Here is a 22,525-nt window from a genome sequence, read left to right as displayed (position 1 = left end):
ATCCTAAATCAGAAAAGCATTATTTAATTCCATGGAAAAAATCAAATCAACCACCGTTGTAGCCATCCGCCACAATGGTCAGACATTTATAGGTGCAGACGGGCAGGCCACTCTTGGCAATACGATAGCGAAAAGCAGTGTCAAAAAAATCCGTGTCTTGCAAGAAGGGAAAATTGTGACTGGATTTGCAGGCTCCACAGCGGATGCATTTACGCTTCTGGAAAAGTTTGAAGAGAAGCTCGGGGCATTTGGCAACAATATGAAACGGGCCGCGGTAGAATTGGCCAAAGAATGGCGAACCGACCGAATGCTCAGTAAACTGGAAGCGATGATGATCGTAGCAGATAAAGATGACATCTTGATTATTTCGGGGACTGGGGATGTCATTGAGCCGGATTTGGAGATTGCTACCATCGGATCAGGGAGTATGTTTGCACAATCTGCCGCCCGGGCGATGAAAAAATTTGCGCCACAACTTTCGGCCGAGGAAATGGTCAGAGAAAGCCTCCATATCGCAGCTGATGTCTGTATTTACACTAATCATAACCTTGTCATTGAGCAGGTTAGGGATTGATTCAGGTCAAATTAAGCGAGCCGAACTGAGAAGTTCGGTTTTTTTATGCAGTTGAGTTAAACCCAAACTCACTTTTAGGGGTTATCAGTTTGTAATTAAACCAGCGAAATGGAAACTACAACCACTAAAAAAACTACAAAAAAAGATTATCGGAAACTGATATTAGAAGGTTTTGTGACTCATGTGCTAGAGCATGGCACCATGCCTAACTCTGTTTTCAAATTTGCCAAAGAACTGAAAATGAAGGAAGGTGATTTTTACAGTTACTTCACTTCGTTCGATGCAATCAAATCCGCGATTTGGGTTCAGATTTTTGAGGATTCCTTGGCCCAGATTGAGGCGCAGGAAGTTTATAAAGAATATTCAGCACGAGAAAAATTCCTTGGTTTCCTATTCACCTGGATCGAGGAGTTAAAGAAAAATAGATCTTATTTATTAAGTCTCTATGGGGAAAAGCCCAAAGGGATAACAGCCTTGCCTAAAGAAGTAAAAGAATTTAAAGAGAAGTTTAAAGATTTTGCTTCCGAAATTATTTTGGAGGGAAAAGAAACCCAAGAAATTGCTAACCGTCCTGTCATATCAGACCGATACGATGAAGCCCTTTGGTTACAGGGGTGGTTTGTGTTCAATTATTGGTTGGACGACGTTTCTCCCCGTTTTGAAAAAACTGATGCTGCCATCGAAAAATCCGTCAATTTAGCGTTTGACCTGATGGGAAAAAGTGCCCTGGACAGCTTTATTGACTTCGCAAAATTCCTTTATCAAAATAAATAATTCATGGCAAATCAAGTGAAAGAGCAAGAAGCCATTCCGGTTTCGAAAGTGCAGCGGGCAGCCAAATTTATTTCCACAGGAGCAAAGGTGGGAGGGAATTATGTGAAGCATTACGCCAAAAAGATGGTTAATCCGGCTCTCGACAAAGAGTCTTTGCATCAAAGCAATGCAACCGACATTTATAATTCTCTGAGCCAACTCAAAGGTTCTGCCCTGAAGGTGGCTCAGATGATGTCCATGGATAAAAATCTTCTGCCGCGGGCTTATCAAGACAAATTTACCATGGCCCAATATTCGGCGCCACCCTTGTCTTATCCCTTGGTAGTAAAAACCTTCCAGCAACATTTTGGTAAAGGGCCTGAGCAAATTTTTGAGACCTTCACCCGATCTGCCGTAAACGCAGCTTCGATTGGACAAGTGCATCAGGCGACCAAAGGCGAAAAATTATTTGCCGTCAAAATTCAATATCCAGGTGTGGCTGATTCGGTCAGTTCGGATCTGAAATTAGTCCGTCCCTTTGCTTTGCGTCTGCTCAATATGAATGAGAAAGAGCTTGATCATTACATGGGAGAGGTAGAGGAGCGATTGGTAGAGGAGACCGATTACGTATTGGAAGTGGAGCGATCCAGAGAAATTTCAGAAGCTTGTGCGCACATTCCCAATCTTAATTTCCCAAAGTATTATGATGAGTTGAGCTCAGAGCGTATCATCACAATGGACTGGATTCAGGGCCTTCATATCAAAGAATGGATGGACACGAAACCGAGTAAAAAGTCCCGAAATCAAGTAGGACAAGCTCTTTGGGATTTTTATCATCATCAAGTGCATAATTTAATGCAGGTTCACGCCGATCCCCATCCGGGAAATTTCATTATCCAAGAAAATGATGTCTTGGGGATTATTGATTTTGGCTGTGTCAAAGTCATCCCGGAAGATTTCTATCATGGTTATTTTTCACTGATCAAGCGTGAGCTTTTGATCAATGAAGAAGAGCTTAACCAGATATTTTACACCTTGGAATTTATCTCAGACAAGGACAGCGAGGTAGAGCAAGCGTATTTTAAAGGTGTATTCAAGGAAATGATTTCCTTGCTTGGAAAGCCCTTTCATGTCGATCGTTTTGATTTTTCGGATGATGGATTCTTTGAGCAAATATTCCAGCTTGGAGATCGAATTTCTAACGACAAAATGTTTAAGAAATCCCGTCAGGCACGGGGGTCCAGACATGGTTTATATATCAACAGAACCTATTTTGGATTGTATAACCTGCTAAATCAGCTTCAGGCCGAAATTGATACGACGAAGCCGGATTGGTTGAAGTAAGATTTTGTTTTGTGATTTGTTTAGATGAAAAAATGACCTCTTTTGAAGGTCATTTTTTTTGCCAATTGATTTTCAACTCCGGCCATTCACTCTCCAAAACGCTGTAATAAATCGTATCTCTTCGTCTTCCAGTGCTGAGAAGTGTATGGCTCCGGAGAATTCCTTCTTCGACAATTCCCATTTTCAGTAAGGCTTTCCGAGCGGGAAGATTGAGCACGTCGGTTTTAATTTCGACCCGTTTGAGCTTAAGGGTTTCAAAGGCATATTTCAGCATTAAAAACTTCATTTGCGGATTGATCCCTTTTCCATGAAAATCACTTCCCAGCCAGGTCCATCCGATTTCTATTCGCTGGTCTCGTGCAGCATAATTGCCAAAAGCTGTTGAACCCATCAGCTGTCCATTGACTTTGTCTATCACTGAAAATTGGACACGATCGCCGGTGAATCCAGGTTCGGCCCATTTTTCAAATTCTTTTTCCCGGCTCAGATCATAAGTGAAATACTCCCAGAGTGTTTTGTCCTGACAAAGCTCCACCAATAAAGAAAAATCCTGCTTCATCAATGGACGAAGCAGGATGGATTCATTTTCTAATTCGATATAAGGTAACGGCATTATCCCAAAACTTCTTTTAGGGTGGTATTAAACATCGCGACTTCTTCCGGAGTACCGGTGGAGATTCTGCACCAATCAGTTAAAGGAGGGAAAGGTCTGCCGATGATGATTCCTTTATCCGCAAAAGTCCGTTCCAATTCTGAAATATCACGTCCAGATTGGAAAAAGACAAAATTGGCATGTGAATCAAGATAAGGCAATTTCAATTCGTCGAGCGTTTGCGTAATGGAGTTACGGGCTTCTACTGTTTTTTGTAATGAAAAATCGTAAAATTCTTTATCCTTCAATGCTGCTTTTCCGGCTTCGATAGCCATGATGTTGGTGTTGGCGACAACTCTTTCGCGGAGTTTTTTTGCCAATTCGGGTTTTGCAATCAAATAACCCAGCCGAATACCAGCGAGTCCATAGGCTTTGGAAAAAGTCCGGGAAACAATCACATCCATTCCTTTTTTGACCAGCTCCACCATGGATGGATAGTTGGGTTCGGTGATGTAATCATAATAGGCTTCGTCACTAAAAACCACTGTTTTTTTACTGACCGATTCACAGAAGTCCATCACTTTTTGAGCGGGAAGAAGTTTTCCGGTGGGATTATTGGGATTGCATAGGAAAACCAATCCGGTGTCATTGGAGACCCGCTTTTCGATTTCTTCTAGATCAAAGTCCAAATCTTTGTTAAGGGGAACCCAATTGATTTCAGTACCCCAGAGTTCGGCATAGTCCATCAAAGAGAGGAAGGTAGGCGCACAGCTGATGATTTCGCCTCCTTGTCCAAATGTTAAACCAGCTACCTTGAGTCCTTCTGTAGAACCAGCCACCAAAACGATATGGTCTTCAGGTACGCCTTCTTTTTCGGAAAGCATCTTGGCAAGATCGGCATTGTATCCCCAGGGATATCGGCAGCCGAGGTCAAAGTGGGCAGCCATGGCTTCCCGCATTTTTTCGGATGGTCCAAATGGATTTTCGTTTGATCCCAGCCGAACAGGTCCGACGAGGGGTCTCGGATTAAATTTCTTGATTTCCTCGGCTGTTAAAGAATTGCTCAAATGAGTTCCCACCAGGGCAAGTCCAGTGCTAAATCCGGCTTTTTTGATCCACGATCTTCTTGATATTCCTTTCATTCTTTCTTCAATTTGTTAGTAAAATACCAAGTTTTTTTGACAATACTTATAGATTTTACATTTATGCTTAAAGATTCTTAAAATACTGTTTTTGTGGTGAAATATGGCTTTTGAAAAATTTCCTTCTAATTATTTGCTTTTGTGCGAAATTAATTTTTAAATTATACAGAAGCACAATAACCCTTAACCTCTATTTGTCATGAAAAAAATCCTGTTTTTCTTGGTTTGCGGGTTGCTATGGTCCACTGTCCTCAGTGCCCAGCAAACACGTTATATGGTATTCGAATTTATCAAGGTTGAAAACGATCAACTCTTCGATTATATCGAATTTAAGGACTTGATGGAAAAGGTGTACCGTCAGGCACGAAACGATGATCAAATAGTAGGATGGGACTTTTGGTCACTCCAATCCGGTGCAGATGATGCATCTTTTCAGTACATCATGGTGACTCATTACGATGATCCTGTCAAAATGATGAATGGATTGGATGAGGAGCAAATGGAAGAATATACCAGAATAGCCTATCCTCACCTGAATGAATCCCAAGTCGAAAGACTATTCCAGGAATCTCTCTCCATGCGGGATATGCCAATGCGGCTGTATATGAAGGAAATTGTAAGTACAGAGGATAATTTCCAGATGAAGCCAGGTGTCCTTGCTTCTTTCGATTTGATGAAAGCCAATGAGGGTAAGTTTAATGCCTACGAAAAGGCTGAGATGGAGGTGTTTAAACCCATCCATCAGCGTAATATCGAAAAAGGCCTCATGGGACATTGGAGTTTCTTGCGAACGGCTTTACCACTGGGCTCGGAGGCTTCCTCTACGCATCTCACATTGAACATGTATAAAGATTACATGCAGTTTTTCAATGCGCAGGCTTATGAGGATATAGAGCAGACGGATGAGCAGCGAAAAAAAGTCAATGAAGGGCTCAATTCCAGGGATCAAAAATGGGTGTATTTGGCAACACTAGAGAATGTAGTACGTTAACAATATAGTCCGGTTTGTGATTACGTAGAGAGATTCTGATTCAGGGTCTCTCTCTTTTTTTGAAAAAATCTAAATAAGAATATGCCCAGTGCTGGACCGATAAAAAGTGTGCTCATTACCCATTGTGTGGGATAATGAGCCAAAAGAAATTGACCGATTTGAATCGAAAATATGGTCAAGGCAAATCCAAGACAATTGACCAAAGTTAAGGCTGTTCCTCGGTAAATTGCAGGGGTGGCTTGCGCGACCAAAGTGGAAAATTGGGGGGAATCAGCTGTGACCAACATGCCCCATATCAACAGGAAAGGCAATAGAAAACCTTTTGGAAAAGAGGGAATCAATAAAACGAGTAAACAGCAAAGTCCACTTCCGAAAAGCGAAATCAACGCGATATTCTTACTGCCAAATTTATTGGCTAAAAGTCCCCCGATGGCACAAGAAATTGCGCCGACACCGATGATTAAAAACGAATACAAGCCGTTTTCAAATCCGGTTGTCTCATAATTTCCCAGAGCCCAGAGTAAGGTAGGGACAAAAGCCCAAAAGGTGTATAGCTCCCACATGTGACCAAAGTAACCTGAAGCGGCACTTTTCAAAGCCGGGATTTTACTCAGTTTGGGTAATAAGGCCCAATCAAACTGAAGATTTTTTTTGCAAAAAGGTCCATCCGGTACAAATAAGCCGACTAACAATCCACCCAAAATAGCTATTCCGGAGGTAATCCAGAAAATCAATTTCCAATCGTAATTGACGTCCAATGCTCGGATCAAATGCGGAAATGCCGTACCGAGTACCAACGCTCCCACCAAAAAACCCAAAGCAGCACCTAGGCCTTTTTCAAAATAATCGGATGCGATTTTCATTCCTACCGGATAAATTCCTGCGAGGAAAAATCCAACCATAAACCTAAAAGTCAAAACCAAGCCAAAGGATAAGGGAATTACAGCTATTAACAGGTTGAAAAATGCAGCCAAACAGGCACTGATCAAAAACACGAAACGTGGTGAATAGCGGTCGGGAACCGAGAAAATCGCAAAAATCAAAGTACCTGAAATAAAGCCCAACTGAACGGCAGATGTAATCCAAGCCGTGAGATTGGGTAGGTCGAGCAGCAGGCTAATCTGGGGAATAGCTGCGTTGCCGGCAAACCATAGTGAAGTGCCCAGAAATTGAGCGATTACAATCAAAATCAAGGCACTTCGTGGATTCATCGGTGGCTTAGGCTCCAATGATTTTTCTGATTTTTTGAAGTTCTTCCTCAGTGAATTTGGTGTTTTTAACGGCATTGACATTGTCATCAAGCTGCTCGGGTTTGGATACCCCAACCAATACTGAAGTCACCCGGGAATCCTTCAAAAGCCAAGAAATTGCCATTTGGGCTAGGGTTTGACCGCGGTTGAGGGCAATTTCATTCAGTGATTTGATCAATTCCAGTTTTTCGTCGCTGATTTGTTCGGGCTTGAGGTATCGACCGTCTTTGGCGGCGCGGGAGTCTTTAGGAATTCCTTTCAGGTATTTATCGGTCAACATTCCCTGTTCCAACGGAGAGAAGGCGATACTTCCGATTCCTTTTTCACCCATAACATCCAAAAGGCCATCTTCGACCCATCGATCAAGCATATTGTATCTGGGCTGATGAATCAGGAGTGGGGTGCCCATTTCCTTTAAAATCCGATAAGCCTTTGCCGTATCCTCTGCATTGTATTGGGAAATTCCCACGTAGAGCGCTTTTCCCTGTCTGACTAATTGATCCAATGCTCCCATCGTTTCCTCTAGCGGGGTGTCAGGGTCAGGACGGTGATGATAAAATATATCCACATAATCCAAGCCCATTCGCTGGAGACTTTGGTCGCAGCTGGCGATCAGGTATTTTCTCGAGCCAAAATTCCCATATGGACCGGGCCACATATCCCAGCCAGCTTTCGACGAGATCAAAAGTTCGTCCCGGTAAGCTTTAAAATCTTTCTGTAATATTCTGCCAAAATTTTCCTCTGCGGAGCCAAACGGAGGTCCGTAATTGTTTGCCAAATCAAAATGGCAGATTCCCAAATCAAAAGCTCTCCTGAGGATTTTTCTTCCTAAAGTAAAGTCGGCATTGTGGCCGAAATTATGCCAAAGACCAAGACTGATTTCGGGTAGGCGTAATCCACTATTTCCACAATATCGATAGTTCATCTGATTGTAGCGATCCGCTGCAGGTTGATAGGGAAGGAGTGGATTGTGATCGTTGATTTGCATGATTTAATAGGTTAATTGGATTTAAGAAAACCAAATTAAGGCGATAAATAAAGATATCAAACTAATTCCTAACAGCATCAGCCAACTTTTGATAATAAACCGAATCCAATCTTGATATTGAACCCCGGCTGCGGCGATGACCGCCATCATTCCTCCATTGGTAGGGGTGAGCATATCCATTAGATTGGTGGCGTATTGGGTGCTCAGTACGGCAAGTTGTCGTGAGATGCCGAGGAGATCCATCAATGGCGTCGCCAAAGGAATAGTTAGTACATTTTGTCCCGAGGTGCTGGGAACTGGAATATGGATCAAACATTGGCTAAAAAATAATCCGACTACCGCAATCTGATCTGGCAATCCTTCCAAAGGAGAAAATAAGGCAAAAATTACCGAATCGATGATTTGGCCCTTTTCCAAAATCAGATAAACTGCCCGAGCCAAACCTACAATCACCCCTGCGAAAATCATTTCTCCAAATCCCTCAGAATAGGTCTTTGCGGTGCCATTGATTCCCAGCTTTCCGATCAAACCACAGGAAATTCCGATGACCAAAAACAAGGCAGACATTTCATTGTATCCCCAGTCTTTTTGAGTGATTCCCCAGCCCATCGCCAAAATTCCGCCCAAGGATAAGGTGAGAATTAAGCCATTTCTCCATCCGATTGTGGTTGGCTTAAAGTTGAGTTGCTCTTGAGAGCTCGATTCACTTTTGCCTTTTCTGATCATCAGAAAGGTCCAAATGCTGAGTGCAATAACAAAAACAAGCAGTCGAAAAACCAATCCCTCGGCTACGTCTAACTCGGCTAGTTTCTGTCCGAGTAATCCATTGAAAGGATTGATCGGCGAAAATCCCGCTCCCAAAAGTGAGGATCCCAAGGTGAGGCCGACGATGGACTTGATGTCATATTCCAGTTTTTTGGATAAGACAAGAAGAACGGGAACCATAGCAATTATCTCCTCCTGCATGGCAATAGTGGCTCCTGCGATCGAAAATGCTAAGGAAATCAAAATCAGCAAAATGAAATTATTTCCCCTAAACCGATAGATCAATGCTTCGACTCCTACCTGCAAAGCTCCGGTTTTTTCGACCACGTAAAATGCTCCTCCGATGATCAGGATCAAGACTAGAATATCACTGCCTAGAATGATTCCCTCAGGAATGGAAACAACCATTTCTTCTATTCCCAAATGGGTCTTTTCTTTTTCCTGAAAACTATCTGCTACGACAATTTCTCGTCCGGTGGCTTCATCTAGAATCCGCTCAAACGATCCGGAAGGGATAAAATATGCTGCGATCCAAGAGAGCAGAATAAATCCCAATAAAATGACAAAGGGGTGAGGAAAGTTGAATTTCATGGTTTTTGATAAAGAAAAGGTTCCAATTTTTCAGCCAGTTGTTTTCTGAAATCAGTTTTGTCTGCCGTGTTGGACAAAATGACCAATCCATTACCCAACTCAAGATCAAAAAGCAGCAAGGAGCTAAATCCGTCCTGTCCTCCGAAATGCCCCCAATAAGTTTGATTTCCCAATTTTACTTGCTGAAAACCGGCTAAACCCGAATTCTCTTGCTCCAGCCATTCCAAATGAGGCTGTAAATATCCCAAATCTCCCCGGCTTAATTGAATCAATGCCTTGAGCAAGTCATGGGTACTGCTGATCATTCCAGATGCTGGATCCGGGAGTACTTCATAGACAAATGGATTATTTTTAAGCCGCTTCCAGAGGAAGGTTTTTTGATAACCTTGGGTGGTAAGGCTATCGGATTGGTCGGGAGTTTTAAAATAAGTTTGGGTCATTCCCAGCTCTACCTGCAGAAATGGATTCATAAGTTTTTCAAAAGAACTCTGGGAATTTTGCTCGAGGAGAAAAGCCAATAGCTCAAAATTGAGATCACTGTAGCTGGCGATGCTGTCTGTTTCTTGATTGACGCGTTTCGAAAGAATGTTTTTAATATGATTTTCAAGCCTCAGTGGTTTTTTGATTCCTAGCCAAGAGCCCAAATAGCCTTTGTCACTGAGTCCGGATTGGTGAGTTAAAAGGGAAGCAATAGTTATGTCTTCCAATTGGGGAAATTCCTTGACTATTGAAGGGAAATGAGAGGAAATGTTATCTTCGGGTTGAATGTCATTTTCTAAAAAATAGGAGGAAACGAGGAGGGCTGTAAATAGTTTAGAGACGGATGCTGTGGGAATTTGGGTAACAGAGGTCAAGCTATCTTTCGTTTCCAAATTAGAAAATCCAGCCGCTCCGGTATAAACAATCTCGGAGTCTATGATCAATCCCACCGATAGTCCGGCGAGTTGGTTTTGATTTAACGTAGTGATCAAGATCGAATCCATTCGATCATCAAATCCAAAAGTCCCCAGCGGAACTGGTAAATTGACTTTAGGATGACTTTGCCACCACTCAATACCAATAAAAATGAGCGAAAGAAAGGCAAATATAAGCAGCACTAACTTGAGCGATAGCTTCATAGCTCATGGGATTCATGGTCTTTAATTCGCTTGGGAGAGATAGGATCTCTTGAAATGTAATTTTTCGGTAAGTGCTTTTTCACGGCTTTGACGTAAAGATGATAATCTACCGTGATTGTGTGACGGGGAGTGTTGATTTGTCGAAAATGTGGGTTTTTGACCTCCTTTTCACTGAGATTAGCAATATTATCTGGTCTTTGCCACTTTCCAGCCAGTTCTTGGGCCATTAGTTTACTTTGCAGTTCAGCTCCAGGCCAGATACAGCCCAACGGCTGAAACATCCCGATAAAATAAAGATTTTCATACTCAGGGTGAAACATTCTTAAGTAGAGTTTCACTGGACCGTTGCTGTAATCGATAAAATTTTTGTCAAAAAAAGGATGGCTAAGCCAATATCCGGTACAAGCCACAATACTGTCAAAATCTTCTTTTGAGCCGTCTTTGAAAGTCACCGTTTTCCCATCAAATCGCTCAATGTCCACTCGAGGCTTCACTTTACCATGGCGGATTTTATGAAGCAATTCGTCATTGATGGTAGGGTGCGTCGCTGCGAAAGACTGGGTAGGTGGCTGAAGTCCATAATCTTCATTTTTTCCAACGATTATTCTCAAGAGCAAGGAATTTAAGGCCATTCGCATTCGGGGAGGGATCCATTTACTCCGCTCAGCTACTTTGTCGGTTGGCTTCCCAAAAAGGAATTTTGGTACAATCCGATAGCCACGTCTCCAACTAATGGCGGTTTTTCTGGATACGCGGCTTGTCTCTACCGCCACATCGCAAGCCGAGTTGCCTCCTCCGATGACCAGTACCCGTTTTCCTGAAAAAGGAGCCGCTTTTTTATATTGGTGAGAGTGTAAAAATTCGCCTGTAAATTCCCCGGGATAGGTGGGATATCGGGGTTTCCAATGATGTCCATTAGCTACTACCAAATGGGTAAAAATTTCTTTCTTGGATTCTCCATTGGTTTCGGTGGTGATTCTCCAGGTATGCTGATCAACCCATTTGCAGTTTTTGACCAAAGTGCCAAATCGAATGAACGGGTAAAGATTGAATTTGGAGGCATAGGCTTGAAAATACCTTCTTAATTCATCATGCGAGGGATAATCGGCCACTTCCGAGTCAAACTCATCAAAGGTGAAATCCTCGTACTGGGAGAGGGTTTTGGAAGAAATAATATGCGTGGTCTCAAAAACACTGGAATGACTTTCCTCTTCAGAATAGATCCAATTTCCCCCCACATCCTGATTGCGATCAAATGCGATTGCATCGATCCCCTGATCCAATAAATTCTTGAGGGCTGTAATTCCGGAAGGTCCAGCTCCGATGATGGCTACTTTGGGTCGCATAGGGTTCTATTCAGAATCAGACCTCAATTTATCTTTTTTAGCCAAACCTTTACCCTTATCCGGATTGAATAATCATTTCTTTGACTTTTTTCATTCCGGTACTGGCATTTTCTGGGATTGCAATCAGATTTTTGTTTGGTTTTGTCTCTGGAACCTGTGGATCTACCAGATAAATGGGGCTGTGATGGGGTACAAAATCCACCAAACTTGCCGCTGGATAGACTTGAAGAGAGGTTCCTACAATTATAAAGATGTCGGCTTTTTCTACGAGCTGAATTGCCTCCTCCATTTTAGGGACAGGTTCACCAAACCAAACTACATGAGGACGCAGTTGACTGCCCCTTTCACAGGTGTCACCGGATTTTATTTCCCAGTGGTCCAGTGGATAAATTAAATTAGGGTCCAATGAACTCTGGGCTTTATTTATTTCGCCATGCAAATGCAGAACGTCTGAGGAACCTGCCCGCTCATGAAGGCTATCGATATTTTGAGTAATAATCTTTACTTCAAAATATTTCTCTAACTCTACAAGAATGTGATGTGCCAGATTGGGCTGGCATTCCCGCTCTTGTTTTCTTCTTTGATTATAAAAATCAAGGACTAATTTTTGGTTTTTTTTCCATCCGTGTGGCGTGGCGACTTCCATGATATCATGATTTTCCCACAATCCATCACTATCACGAAAAGTCTTGATCCCGCTCTCAACGGAAATACCTGCTCCAGATAAGACGACTAATTTTCCTTTGGGCATAATCTAAATATCAATAATTGGGGACTAATAAATTTACTAAGACCTTTATTGGGTTTTTTTAAACAAATTGTAAGGATTTTAGTTTTTCGCTGTTTTTTTAACCAATAATTCAATAAAAGAGATAGAATTTTCTAAATAAGGGTATTTTTTTTATCATTTTTTAAAATTGCTTAACTTTATACGCTTATTCGCTAAAATCTGAATAGACTCAGGTTTTTATATACTTAAACTAAACCAATATGATGAAATCGTTACAGGTATTTGTCGCGATCATGTTTCTGTCCATTGGATTGATTCATGCTCAAACGCGTACAATTTCGGGTACAATTATCGCCCAAGAGGATAATTTTCCACTCCCTGGGGTAAATGTGACCCTTAAAGGAAAACAAGGTCAAGGAACCATCTCGGATGTAGATGGTAAGTATAGCATCGAAGCCGGTGCTGATGATGTGTTGGTATTTTCATTTGTAGGATATACTGCACAAGAGATTTTGGTGGGAAACCGTAGCCAAATAGACGTAAGCCTAGCAACCGATGAAACGCAACTGGGTGAAGTTTTGGTCGTGGGATATGGTAGTCAAAATCGAAGGGATTTAACTGGAGCCGTGGGTTCTGTGAGTGGGGAAGATATTGCAAGACTTCCTGTGGCCTCCTTGGATAATGCACTTCAGGGAAGAGCAGCCGGGGTTTTTGTCACTTCTCCCTCTGGTACACCCGGTGCTGGAATCACCATGCAGATCAGAGGAAATACTTCGCTCTCGGCTTCCAGCCAACCTTTATATGTCATAGATGGAATCCCAATCATCTCTGAGGACCTATCGGGATTATTTTCTGGAGGACAGTCTACCAATTCCTTAGCGGACATTAATCCTAATGACATTGAATCCATCGAAATTCTAAAAGATGCTTCTGCCTCTGCGATTTACGGTTCGAGAGGTGCCAATGGCGTCGTCTTGATCACTACAAAGCGGGGTAAATCAGGCGAAGCGAAAATCGATATTTCCGGATTTTATGGCGTTCAGAATGTGACCAATGAAATCGAGATGCATAGCTCCCAGGAGTTTTTGGAGCTGATGAATGATGCGATCAGACAGGATATCCGGGCAGGAGAAGATTATGGATATGATAATATCACTGATGTTTGGGGATTTGATCCCGAGGATCCCGACCTTCAAAACACCCGCTGGTTTGATGAGATTTTCAGAAGCGCGCCAATTCAAAGCTATGATATTGCTGCTTCCGGAGGAACTGATAAAACCCAATATTACACCTCCATTTCCTATTTTGACCAGGAAGGAGTCCAAATCGGAACTGGATTTAAGCGGATCTCAGGCCGAATTAATTTGGATACTGAGGTCAACGACTGGTTGAAAGTGGGTACCAATATGACCCTAAACCGAACAATCCAGAATAGAACAATCAATGATAATTCACTTTACGGAGTGGTGATTAACAGTATCGCTGGAGATCCGCTGATGCCTGTACGAGAGGAAGATGGTTCTTATGCAGATCCATTCAATTATTTTGGATGGTGGATGCTGGATAATCCAGTATTGATTGCGGAAAATTATTATCGCTATACCCGGACTGTTCGAGGACTAAGTTCTGTTTTTGCAGAAGCGACGATTTCTCCCGATTTGAAGTGGCGGTCATCTTTATCCATTGATTACACTAGTTTGGACGATGAATCTTACACGCCGATCATTTCCAGAGAGTCTCAGAATGGCAACTTCAATGGATTTGGTACCTATGGGTCTACGCAGGATTTTACCTGGCTGGCTGAAAATTACCTGACCTATACCAAGACTTTTGGTGAAGATCATAATTTCACCGGATTGGCGGGATTCTCTTATCAAGCCTCCAATCGTAATTTTGCTTCGATCTCTGCACAGGGATTTCCTTCTGATCAGTTTACAAAACTAAGTGTCGCTTCTAGGGTAACGGCAGGATCTACCTCAGGAACAGAATGGGGCTTGGCATCTTATTATGCTCGTATTAATTACGGGTTCAAGGACAAATACCTATTTACCTTCACTGGAAGAGCTGATGGAAGCTCTCGATTTGGAGAAAATTTCCGCTTCGGATTCTTCCCTTCAGGATCTTTTGCCTGGAGAATTGGTGATGAGGAATTTATGCAAGGACAGGACTTGATTTCTGACTTGAAAGCTCGAGTAAGTTATGGGTTGACCGGAAATCAAGATGGGATCGGAAACTTCGCCTCAAGAGGACTTTTTGGAGTCACTGCATACAGACAAACTCCCGGGTTGATTCCTACTCAACTTAGCAACAGCAATTTAACTTGGGAAAGCACCAGCCAATTGGATATTGGTTTGGACGTAGGTTTTTTGGAGGACAGAATTACCTTGACTGCGGATTATTTTATCAAAACGACCAATGATTTGCTACTAAACCGGCTTATTCCAGGTATCTCAGGTTTCTCTTCAGTAATTGAAAATATAGGAAGAATTGAAAACAGGGGCTTCGAATTCACAGTCGGTGGAGCGATTCTTACGGGTCCACTTCAGTGGAATTCATCCTTTAATATTTCCCAGGTGAGAAATAAAGTCTTGGAGCTGGAAGTAGATGATCAGATTTTAAATGATTCACACATCTTGAAAGTAGGAGAACCAATCGGTACTTTCTTTTTGATCGATCAGGAAGGAGTAGATCCGGAAACTGGAAACATGCGTTGGGTGGATCTGAATGAAGATGGAGCCATTAATTCAGCAGATAGAAGAATTGTCGGAAATGCCCAGCCTGATTTCTTCGGGGGTTGGAATAACAATTTCAGCTACAGAGGATTTGATTTGGGAGTGTTTTTCCAGTTTATCGTCGGAAATGATATTTTCAATCACAGCCGGGCTTCCTATGAAAACTTAGGATGGAGTAGAATTGGTACTGGATTCCCATTACCTGATGGCAACAATCACAAATTAGCCGATGAGCGGTGGATGGAGCCAGGTGATGTGACCGATATCCCAAGAGCTTCGCTAACTAATGTCAACTGGAGAGAATATTCTTCCAGATGGTTGGAAGACGGTTCATTTTTGCGGTTGAAAACACTATCCTTAGGCTATACATTCACTCAGCCAGTTTTAGATAGAATCGGATTGAACAGCCTCAGAGTCTATGTCCAAGGACAAAATCTGCTGACCTTCACCGGATATACCGGATTTGATCCTGAGGTCAATCAAAATGCCCGAAACCCACAGGTGGCAGGCTCTGATTTCGGGACATTCCCGCAGACTAAAAGTTTCAACTTCGGATTTAATATTGGCCTTTAATACAGAAAGATTATGAAAAAGATACTATCGTTTTTCTCACTAATTCTAGTAATGGGGGCCTGTAACGTCCTCGAACCCGATCCTCAGACTGCCTTGGATGCAAATACTGCTTTGGCAGACGGAGCATCGGCAAATGCGATCCTAAATGGAGCTTACTCCTCGATGGGATCAGATGCTTACTATGGGGTAGAATATGTCCTAAACAATGATTTAATTGCTGATAATGCGATTTATCAGGGTTTCTTTGATTCTCAGTTGGAGATTGATCAGAAAGCTGTGCCCTTTTCTAATCTTTGGGTAAGTTCAGCTTGGGTAGACATCTATCAAGTTATCAATATTACCAATCTTCTGGTGACAGAGGTTCCCGGCTTGGATGAGGCAAATTTTGGAAATAAAAACCAAGTGTTGGGTGAAGCGCATGCCTTGAGGGCTATGGCCTATTTTGATTTGTTGCGCGTTTATGGGGAGCATTATGACTTGGACTCTAGATTCGGCATGCCGCTTCTACTTGAGCCGGTCGAAAACAATGATTTCAATTTGATTCCCAATCTAAGTAGAAGCAGTGTTTCCGATACTTACCTTCAGATCAATAATGATATCGAAACGGCTCTTTCTCTTTTAACAGGAACAGATGATCCTGGTAGAATGAATTATTGGGCCACTTTGGGACTACAGGCAAGAGTTGCCCTATATCAGAAAAATTACGAACGGGCCTTTGCTGCAGCCGATGAGCTCATTCAGAATGGACCTGCTACGTTAGCTGCGGACCTCTCTGATGTGTACAATACACTGGATCCCAGCGAAGAGAGTATTTTCGATTTGGAATTCAATGATCAGGATCAAAGTGCATACAACACCTTTGCGATTCGCAGAGATGAATATAATGTGGATGAGAGCCTCTTGAATGCCATTGAAGCTGGTGATGCAAGAGCAGCCTTTTTTGGTTTTTCGAGAAATGCCAACAGAACGCTAAAGTACCCCGACGGAAACAACTCCAATAATGCCAAAATCTTCAGATTGGCCGAAATTTATTTGATTCGAGCGGAGGCCGCTGCAATGCGATCCGATGATCCTCAAGCTGGCCTTTCGGATATAAATGTGATTCGAGAGCGTGCAGGGTTGTCAGAAATAACTTCTGTTGCCAGTATGGATAATTTTATCGATGTGCTCTTACAGGAAAGAAGGATCGAATTAAACTATGAAGGACACCGATTCTTTGATTTGGTCCGGTTTGACCGGGTGGAAGAGGTGTTGGATATGCCGGACTTTAGAAAGGTCTTCCCGATTCCACGAAACGAATTGCAGGTTTCGGAAGAGGGAGCTTTAGAACAAAACCCAGGGTATGAAACTTTGTAATAAAATGAATAAAAAAGCAAAAAAGACTGGTCAATTGGCCAGTCTTTTTTTTGAATTTGATTTTGTTGAAATTACTTTTTCTTCGCAAATCGACCACCTTTTTTCTTAGGCTCTGGCTGATTTTCGATGATTTCTATTGTTTCTTGGTAGGTCAGCTCCTCTGCTTCCTTATCTTTTGGAATTTTATAATTGTTTTTGCCAAACTTGATGTAAGGACCCCATCTTCCATTGAGGATTTGGATCTCAGGATTTTCATCAAAACTCTTGATGTGTTTCTTAGCATCGGCTTCGCGCTTATCCTTGATGAGTTGGATCGCTTCTTCTTCGTTTATGCTCAGTGGATCCTGCTCTTTTTGCAAAGAAAAGAAATTGCCATCATGTCGAATGTATGGACCGAATCTTCCGATAGCTGCCACCATTTTTTTATCTTCAAACATCCCCACGTCTCTCGGTAATTTGAAAAGTTCAAGTGCATCTTCCATGCTGATGTTTTCGATAAACTGGCCTTTTTTCAGGCTGGCAAACTGCTTTTCCTCATCCTCACTGTCTCCGATTTGCACAAGTGGCCCAAATCGACCCAAACGTGCAGTTACCGGTTTTCCGCTGACCGGGTGATCACCCAGATATCGGCTGCTATTCACGTCCTGTCGGGAAACTTGCTCCGTCTCCTCGACACTGTGATGAAATTTGCCATAAAATCCATCAATCATATCCTGCCAATCCTGTCCACCTGCTGCGATATCATCAAACTCTTTTTCTACCCGTGCAGTAAAATTCACATCGATGACATTGGGGAAATGCTCCACAAGAAAATCATTGACGACCATCGCGATATTGGTCGGGAAAAGCTTTTGTTTTTCAGCACCCGTGATTTCGGTTTTGGAGCTTTCGGAAAATTCACCCTTCGAAATGATCATTTCCTGATAATTTCTCGGTGTGCCATCCCGGCTTTCCTTAATCACATATTCCCGCTTTTGAATGGTTGAAATCGTCGGCGCATAGGTAGACGGGCGTCCGATACCGAGTTCTTCGAGCTTTTTCACCAGAGAAGCTTCCGTATATCTCGGAGCTGCTCGGGTAAATGATTCCCGGGCTTTCATTTCGAGAAGCTTCAGCTCCTGTCCGATTTTCATCGGAGGTAGCAGCGATTTGCTGTTGCTTTCTTCTTCCTCGTTTTCATCATCCGTACTTTCCAGATAGACTTTCAAAAATCCGTCAAATTTGATGACTTCTCCCTGAGCGCTAAGGGTCAGATCCGAATTGGAAACGGTGATTGTTACATTGGTTTTTTCGAGTTCTGCGTCTGACATCTGAGAGGCGATCGCCCGCTTCCAGATCAGTTCGTAAAGCCGCTGTTCATTTCGGTCACCGCTGACTTCTGATTTGGAAAAATCCGTGGGTCGGATGGCTTCGTGTGCTTCCTGTGCGCTTTCAGATTTGGTACTGTATTTTCTGGCTTTGTGATATTGATTTCCAAAGTCGTTTTTGATTGCATCCTCGGCAGATTTCATCGCATCCTCAGACAGGTTGACACTGTCGGTACGCATGTAGGAGATTTTACCGGCTTCGTAGAGTTTCTGGGCTACAGACATGGTCTGCGCCACTGAGAAGTAGAGCTTTCTACTGGCTTCCTGCTGAAGGGTAGAAGTGGTAAAAGGCGGTGCGGGAGATTTTTTGGCTGGTTTTTTCTCCAGATTTCCGACAGAAAACTCAGCGCTTAGGCATTCTTTCAGAAAAGCTTCCGCCTCTTCTTTGGTCGGAAATTTCTTGGGCAATTCTGCCTGAAAACTCTTGCCGTCTGCCTCAAATTGGGCGGTGATTCTAAAAGAGGATTTTGCTTTGTGGGCTTCGATTTCACGCTCTCGCTCGACGATCAACCGAACAGCCACAGACTGAACACGGCCTGCCGAAAGTCCCGTTTTGATTTTTTTCCAAAGAACAGGAGAGAGTTCAAAACCCACCAAGCGATCCAAAATCCGTCTCGCCTGCTGTGCATTCACCAAATCATAATCGATTCCTCTCGGGTTTTCGATGGCTTTGGTTATGGCATTTTTGGTGATTTCCCGGAAAACAATCCGCTTGGTATTTTCATCCTTTAGATTGAGTACCTCTTTGAGATGCCAAGAAATGGCTTCTCCCTCACGGTCATCATCACTTGCCAGGTAAATCATCTCGGCATCTTTGACTAGATTTTTGAGGTTTTTGATGACTTCTTTTTTATCTGCAGTGACTTCGTAGGTCGGTTTGAACCGGTTTTTAATATCAATGGCTTTATCACCTTTAGGCAAGTCTCTCACGTGACCATAACTGGAGGTCACTTTAAAATCCTTTCCCAAATATCCTTCGATGGTTTTGGCTTTGGCGGGTGACTCGACTATAACAAGATTTTTTGACATAAAAAGGCAAGAGTTGATGAGCCTAGGGCTCGTTTTGAAAAGCTAAAAATAGAGGGCATTGTTTTCACCTCCAAATAAATGCTCGAATGGATTGATTCGATGAAGCTCTTATTGGCCTTTTATTTGCATAAAGTTGGGGATTAAATTAGCTACAAATGAAGAAGTTATTTCTCCTGCGTCATGGAGAGGCAGGTTTTGGGGAAGATACGGATTTTAAACGGAGATTGACTCTAAGAGGAAAATCAACCGTATTAAAAGTGGCCAAAACTGTATTGAAAACGCAAGATTCTATTGATTTTATGTTTTGTTCGCCAGCAACTCGGACTTTGGAGACTGCGGAGATTTTTGGAAATGTGGTCTTAATCAAGGCCCGTCAGGAGGTTGAGAAAATCTATACCGGGGATCTCAATCAGTTAATTGTACTGTTGGAATCTCTGCCCGATTCGGTCGAATCCTGCTTGATCGTCGGCCACAATCCTACGATCAGTTTACTGTTATCTCTGCTTTCGGAAAGCTCCTATATCAATCTGCAACCCGGGAATTTAGGAATCATTGAATTCGATTTTGGAATGTGGAAAATGGTCAGTAGGGGGTCAGGGACCTTGTTGGAGATCATCGCCTAGTTTATTTATAAAAAAAAGGCAGCTGTTGGGCTGCCCTTAAAAGGTTCTGAAAGTTTTGCTGTTAGTTCATCGTCTCTCCGAAGAAGACTGCATTTAAAAACAGTTTGTTGGTTCCGAACCAGGTTCCCCTGAAATTTGGACTATCAAAGAAATGAACCACCCGACCTTGACCAACTGGTGAGATGAGTACTCCGGCACTTTGCTTAAGCAATTCCAAATTGGCATCAGAAACATAGCCACCCAAATGGGGATTTTCGGAATACTTAATCGGAGTCAGGTATTTGTTTTTGCTTGGTTTTACAAAAATTGAATTGTTTCGATAGACTGGCAGATTTTCCTGATGGTAACCATAAGCGATTGGATGGGATAGATCCAACTTCGCCATGTAAATGCTACCACCGAGTTCTTTGGCGCCTTCAAAATCCCGACGAACAGCAAAAGGCAAGCTCTGTGGATCTTTGTTTTCCGACTCTATCAATTCCTCCGAAGTAATTTCATTTCTATTCAGCCAAAGGCTTGCGGTTTTAAAAGAAATGACCGTTCCGCCACGGTTGATCCAATCTTTGAGATGCTCCAGGGAATTCCCCTCAATGGAATTGTAATTTCCTGAAGGTAAAATCAGCGTAGTATAATCGAATAGGTTAACCCTTCCAAAATTATCAGAATTCACTTTGGTAATCGGCATCCCAACTTTGGTGTCCATCAAATGCCAGATTTCTCCGGCTTCATAGGAAGAAACTCCCGGACCGACGAGCATAAGAACTTTTGGCTTTTCTACCGCACCTACCAGATTGGAGCCCAAGTCGATTCCGCTCAGGTTTAGTCCAGTTTGCACCCCATAAATTTGCTGATGATTTGATTCAGCGAGATCCGCGAGTTTTTCTCGGATTTCTTCTTTTTCCAATTTTTGAAAGCCCATTGGTATCATCAAGGTTCCAGCAGAAAATTCGACGGCTCCTTCTTGAGTCTGTGCGGTAAATGGACGATTGATCATTTCTACATGAATTCCTGCTTCCTGCATTTCATGGAGCATTTTTGGGGCGAAATAATCCGTCCAATCCAGCAAGTAGGCATAGGCATTTTCGCTGGGAAATTCAAATTTAGGCAGGCTAACTTCAGTGATTTCGCTACCCGGATCAGCGGAAGGAGAGGCTCCAAACGGAATGCCGTAAGCTGCTGCCATGGTCCAGGCTGAGGCATCGTAAAATACCGAATCGGCAAATTCCTTTTCATATTCAAACATCGTCCGGACCATTCGATATTGCGGTTGATTGGTGGGAACTATCCAAGAAGATTCCTTTTTGAATTCCTGACCATTCAGATTCAAATCCTCCGAATTTTCATAGACTTTGATTTGGTGATCGATTAGAAATTGAAGAAAAAGCCGATTTCTTCCTTGATCAAATTCGTCTCCGAACACGTAGTTTTTAGCCGGGTCTTTCGCACCTTCAGCTACGGCAGTTTCGAAAAATTCGCGGAGGTAATCATGCATGTATTCCCGATTATCCAGTGAAGCTTCTAGCGTGGCCATAGAATTAACTACGTGGTTTCTGATGGTAAAAGCAAAAGAAATATCTCCCCGCTGACTGGCTTGCAGATGACCCCGGCTACTCGCAGTTTCAAATACCAATCCTAGACCGCCATGAATATCCGGATAGGTCGAACCATAGCCAGGATAACTGTTGTCAAAGACTTCTTTGGTCCAATACAGACTGCCGATTTCATCCATGTATTTGGCGAAATAGCTGGCGAAAAGGGGATTGATTTCATCGTAATTTTTTCTCGGAACGACAGGATTCTCTGAGCCATAGGGCTTGGTAGGTTCGAAGAAATAGGTACTATTTGTTCCCATTTCATGAAAATCTGTAGTCACATTGGGGTACCATTGATGATACCACTCTACTTTCACTTGAGATTCCGGATGTGCCAAAGGAAGCCAGTCGCGATTCAAATCAAACCAGTAATGATTGGTTCTGCCGCCTGGCCAGGCTTCATTATGCTCCCGATCGAGAGGATCAGCGACAGGAGGGAAGCCTTTGTTTGAATTTGCCCATAAACTGTGTCGATCGCGTCCATCGGGATTGAGTGTGGGATCAAAGTGGACCACAGCTTCTGCTCGGAGATTTTGCGCCAATTCTGACTGAGAGGCGAGCAGCCAATACGCAGTTAGCAAAGCGGCCTCCGCTGAGGAGGGTTCGTTTCCGTGAACTCCATAGCCTAATTGGACGATAGCCGGCATTTGGCTGACATCAGGTTTGGGCTGGGAAGGATCCGCGAGCTGAACTTGTCGCTGTCGGATTGTTTCAAGGTCTTCGATATTTTGGCCGGAGGCAATGGTCAAAATAATTTTTGGCCGATGCTCATGGGTGTATCCTATGGTTTGCAACTTTGCCAAATCAGAAACTTCATCTAGTTTTTCATAATACTTGACAATCAAATCGTAGCGGGTGTGCCAATCGCCAACAGGATAGCCCAAAAATTCCTCGGGTGAGGGAATTGCCGGGTCAAAGGTTTCGCCTGGGAAAAAATAATCAACCTGAGCGAATGCCGAAAATGCAGTAAACCAGGTGAATAATGTTAAGAAGTAATGTTTTTTCATAGGGTGAAATTTTCTGAAATTTAGGAAAGATGAAACCTTATACAATTAAAAATCCATCAATG

17 protein-coding genes are annotated in these 22,525 nt (G+C 42.8%); 7 read left to right on the top strand and 10 right to left on the bottom strand.

Features of this window, described 5'->3' with window-relative positions:
* Positions 1 to 31: 31 nt before the first annotated feature.
* The 3 genes from hslV to BM043_RS13910 all read left to right on the top strand — a co-directional run bounded on the left by hslV (position 32) and on the right by BM043_RS13910 (position 2,671).
* Positions 32 to 574, top strand: a complete 543-nt coding sequence (hslV, locus tag BM043_RS13920) for an ATP-dependent protease subunit HslV (protein WP_092792670.1) — start codon at positions 32 to 34, stop codon at positions 572 to 574.
* Positions 575 to 682: 108 nt separating this feature from the next.
* Positions 683 to 1,348: a TetR/AcrR family transcriptional regulator gene (locus BM043_RS13915; protein ID WP_092792668.1), complete on the top strand. Its 666-nt coding sequence runs from the start codon at positions 683 to 685 to the stop codon at positions 1,346 to 1,348.
* Between the two features lie 3 nt (positions 1,349 to 1,351).
* Positions 1,352 to 2,671, top strand: a complete 1,320-nt coding sequence (locus BM043_RS13910) for an ABC1 kinase family protein (protein ID WP_092792666.1) — start codon at positions 1,352 to 1,354, stop codon at positions 2,669 to 2,671.
* Between the two features lie 49 nt (positions 2,672 to 2,720).
* Here BM043_RS13910 and BM043_RS13905 read toward each other — a convergent pair whose 3' ends face one another.
* A complete protein-coding gene (locus tag BM043_RS13905) occupies positions 2,721 to 3,284 on the bottom strand; it encodes a GNAT family N-acetyltransferase (protein ID WP_092792664.1) in 564 nt (187 codons plus the stop codon).
* Complete coding sequence (locus BM043_RS13900; RefSeq protein ID WP_092792661.1) at positions 3,284 to 4,405, bottom strand: pyridoxal phosphate-dependent aminotransferase; 1,122 nt, start codon at positions 4,403 to 4,405, stop codon at positions 3,284 to 3,286. Before BM043_RS13900 ends, BM043_RS13905 begins: the two co-directional genes overlap by 1 nt.
* A gap of 199 nt (positions 4,406 to 4,604) precedes the next feature.
* On the opposite strand from BM043_RS13900, the gene BM043_RS13895 reads away from it, so the two are divergent.
* Positions 4,605 to 5,396, top strand: a complete 792-nt coding sequence (locus BM043_RS13895) for a hypothetical protein (protein ID WP_092792658.1) — start codon at positions 4,605 to 4,607, stop codon at positions 5,394 to 5,396.
* 20 nt (positions 5,397 to 5,416) lie between these two features.
* On the opposite strand, the gene BM043_RS13890 is transcribed toward BM043_RS13895, so the two are convergent.
* From BM043_RS13890 to BM043_RS13865, 6 genes are read right to left on the bottom strand one after another with little or no spacing between them, the layout of a single operon-like run.
* The gene (locus BM043_RS13890) at positions 5,417 to 6,607 is read right to left on the bottom strand and encodes an MFS transporter (protein WP_092792656.1); all 1,191 of its coding nucleotides are present in this window, start codon (positions 6,605 to 6,607) and stop codon (positions 5,417 to 5,419) included.
* Between the two features lie 7 nt (positions 6,608 to 6,614).
* Positions 6,615 to 7,634, bottom strand: coding sequence for an L-glyceraldehyde 3-phosphate reductase (gene mgrA / locus BM043_RS13885; RefSeq protein WP_092792653.1), 1,020 nt, complete (start codon positions 7,632 to 7,634; stop codon positions 6,615 to 6,617).
* Positions 7,635 to 7,655: 21 nt separating this feature from the next.
* The gene (locus tag BM043_RS13880) at positions 7,656 to 8,990 is read right to left on the bottom strand and encodes a YfcC family protein (protein ID WP_092792650.1); all 1,335 of its coding nucleotides are present in this window, start codon (positions 8,988 to 8,990) and stop codon (positions 7,656 to 7,658) included.
* Positions 8,987 to 10,108, bottom strand: coding sequence for a serine hydrolase domain-containing protein (locus BM043_RS13875; protein ID WP_092792648.1), 1,122 nt, complete (start codon positions 10,106 to 10,108; stop codon positions 8,987 to 8,989). Before BM043_RS13875 ends, BM043_RS13880 begins: the two co-directional genes overlap by 4 nt.
* Positions 10,105 to 11,454, bottom strand: coding sequence for a flavin-containing monooxygenase (locus tag BM043_RS13870; RefSeq protein ID WP_092792646.1), 1,350 nt, complete (start codon positions 11,452 to 11,454; stop codon positions 10,105 to 10,107). The genes BM043_RS13875 and BM043_RS13870 overlap by 4 nt, the downstream gene beginning before the upstream one ends.
* 55 nt (positions 11,455 to 11,509) lie before the next feature.
* A complete protein-coding gene (locus tag BM043_RS13865) occupies positions 11,510 to 12,205 on the bottom strand; it encodes an SIR2 family NAD-dependent protein deacylase (RefSeq protein ID WP_092792644.1) in 696 nt (231 codons plus the stop codon).
* Between the two features lie 239 nt (positions 12,206 to 12,444).
* Between BM043_RS13865 and BM043_RS13860 the strand changes: the two genes are divergently transcribed.
* Together BM043_RS13860 and BM043_RS13855 are read left to right on the top strand one after the other, a co-directional pair.
* Positions 12,445 to 15,489 carry a SusC/RagA family TonB-linked outer membrane protein gene (locus BM043_RS13860; RefSeq protein WP_092792643.1) on the top strand — a complete coding sequence of 1,015 codons (3,045 nt, stop codon included), beginning with the start codon at positions 12,445 to 12,447 and terminating at the stop codon, positions 15,487 to 15,489.
* A 12-nt stretch (positions 15,490 to 15,501) separates the two neighbouring features.
* Positions 15,502 to 16,845 carry a RagB/SusD family nutrient uptake outer membrane protein gene (locus BM043_RS13855; RefSeq protein ID WP_092792641.1) on the top strand — a complete coding sequence of 448 codons (1,344 nt, stop codon included), beginning with the start codon at positions 15,502 to 15,504 and terminating at the stop codon, positions 16,843 to 16,845.
* 71 nt (positions 16,846 to 16,916) lie between these two features.
* On the opposite strand, the gene topA is transcribed toward BM043_RS13855, so the two are convergent.
* Positions 16,917 to 19,241, bottom strand: a complete 2,325-nt coding sequence (gene topA, locus BM043_RS13850) for a type I DNA topoisomerase (protein WP_092792640.1) — start codon at positions 19,239 to 19,241, stop codon at positions 16,917 to 16,919.
* Positions 19,242 to 19,396: 155 nt separating this feature from the next.
* On the opposite strand from topA, the gene BM043_RS13845 reads away from it, so the two are divergent.
* Positions 19,397 to 19,864: a SixA phosphatase family protein gene (locus BM043_RS13845; protein WP_092792638.1), complete on the top strand. Its 468-nt coding sequence runs from the start codon at positions 19,397 to 19,399 to the stop codon at positions 19,862 to 19,864.
* 61 nt (positions 19,865 to 19,925) lie between these two features.
* Here BM043_RS13845 and BM043_RS13840 read toward each other — a convergent pair whose 3' ends face one another.
* A complete protein-coding gene (locus tag BM043_RS13840) occupies positions 19,926 to 22,463 on the bottom strand; it encodes a M14 metallopeptidase family protein (RefSeq protein WP_092792636.1) in 2,538 nt (845 codons plus the stop codon).
* Positions 22,464 to 22,525: the final 62 nt, after the last annotated feature.

It is taken from the genome of Algoriphagus hitonicola, assembly GCF_900113375.1.
In the GTDB taxonomy this organism is placed as follows: domain Bacteria; phylum Bacteroidota; class Bacteroidia; order Cytophagales; family Cyclobacteriaceae; genus Algoriphagus; species Algoriphagus hitonicola.
This window is presented reverse-complemented; position numbering and strand designations above follow the sequence as displayed.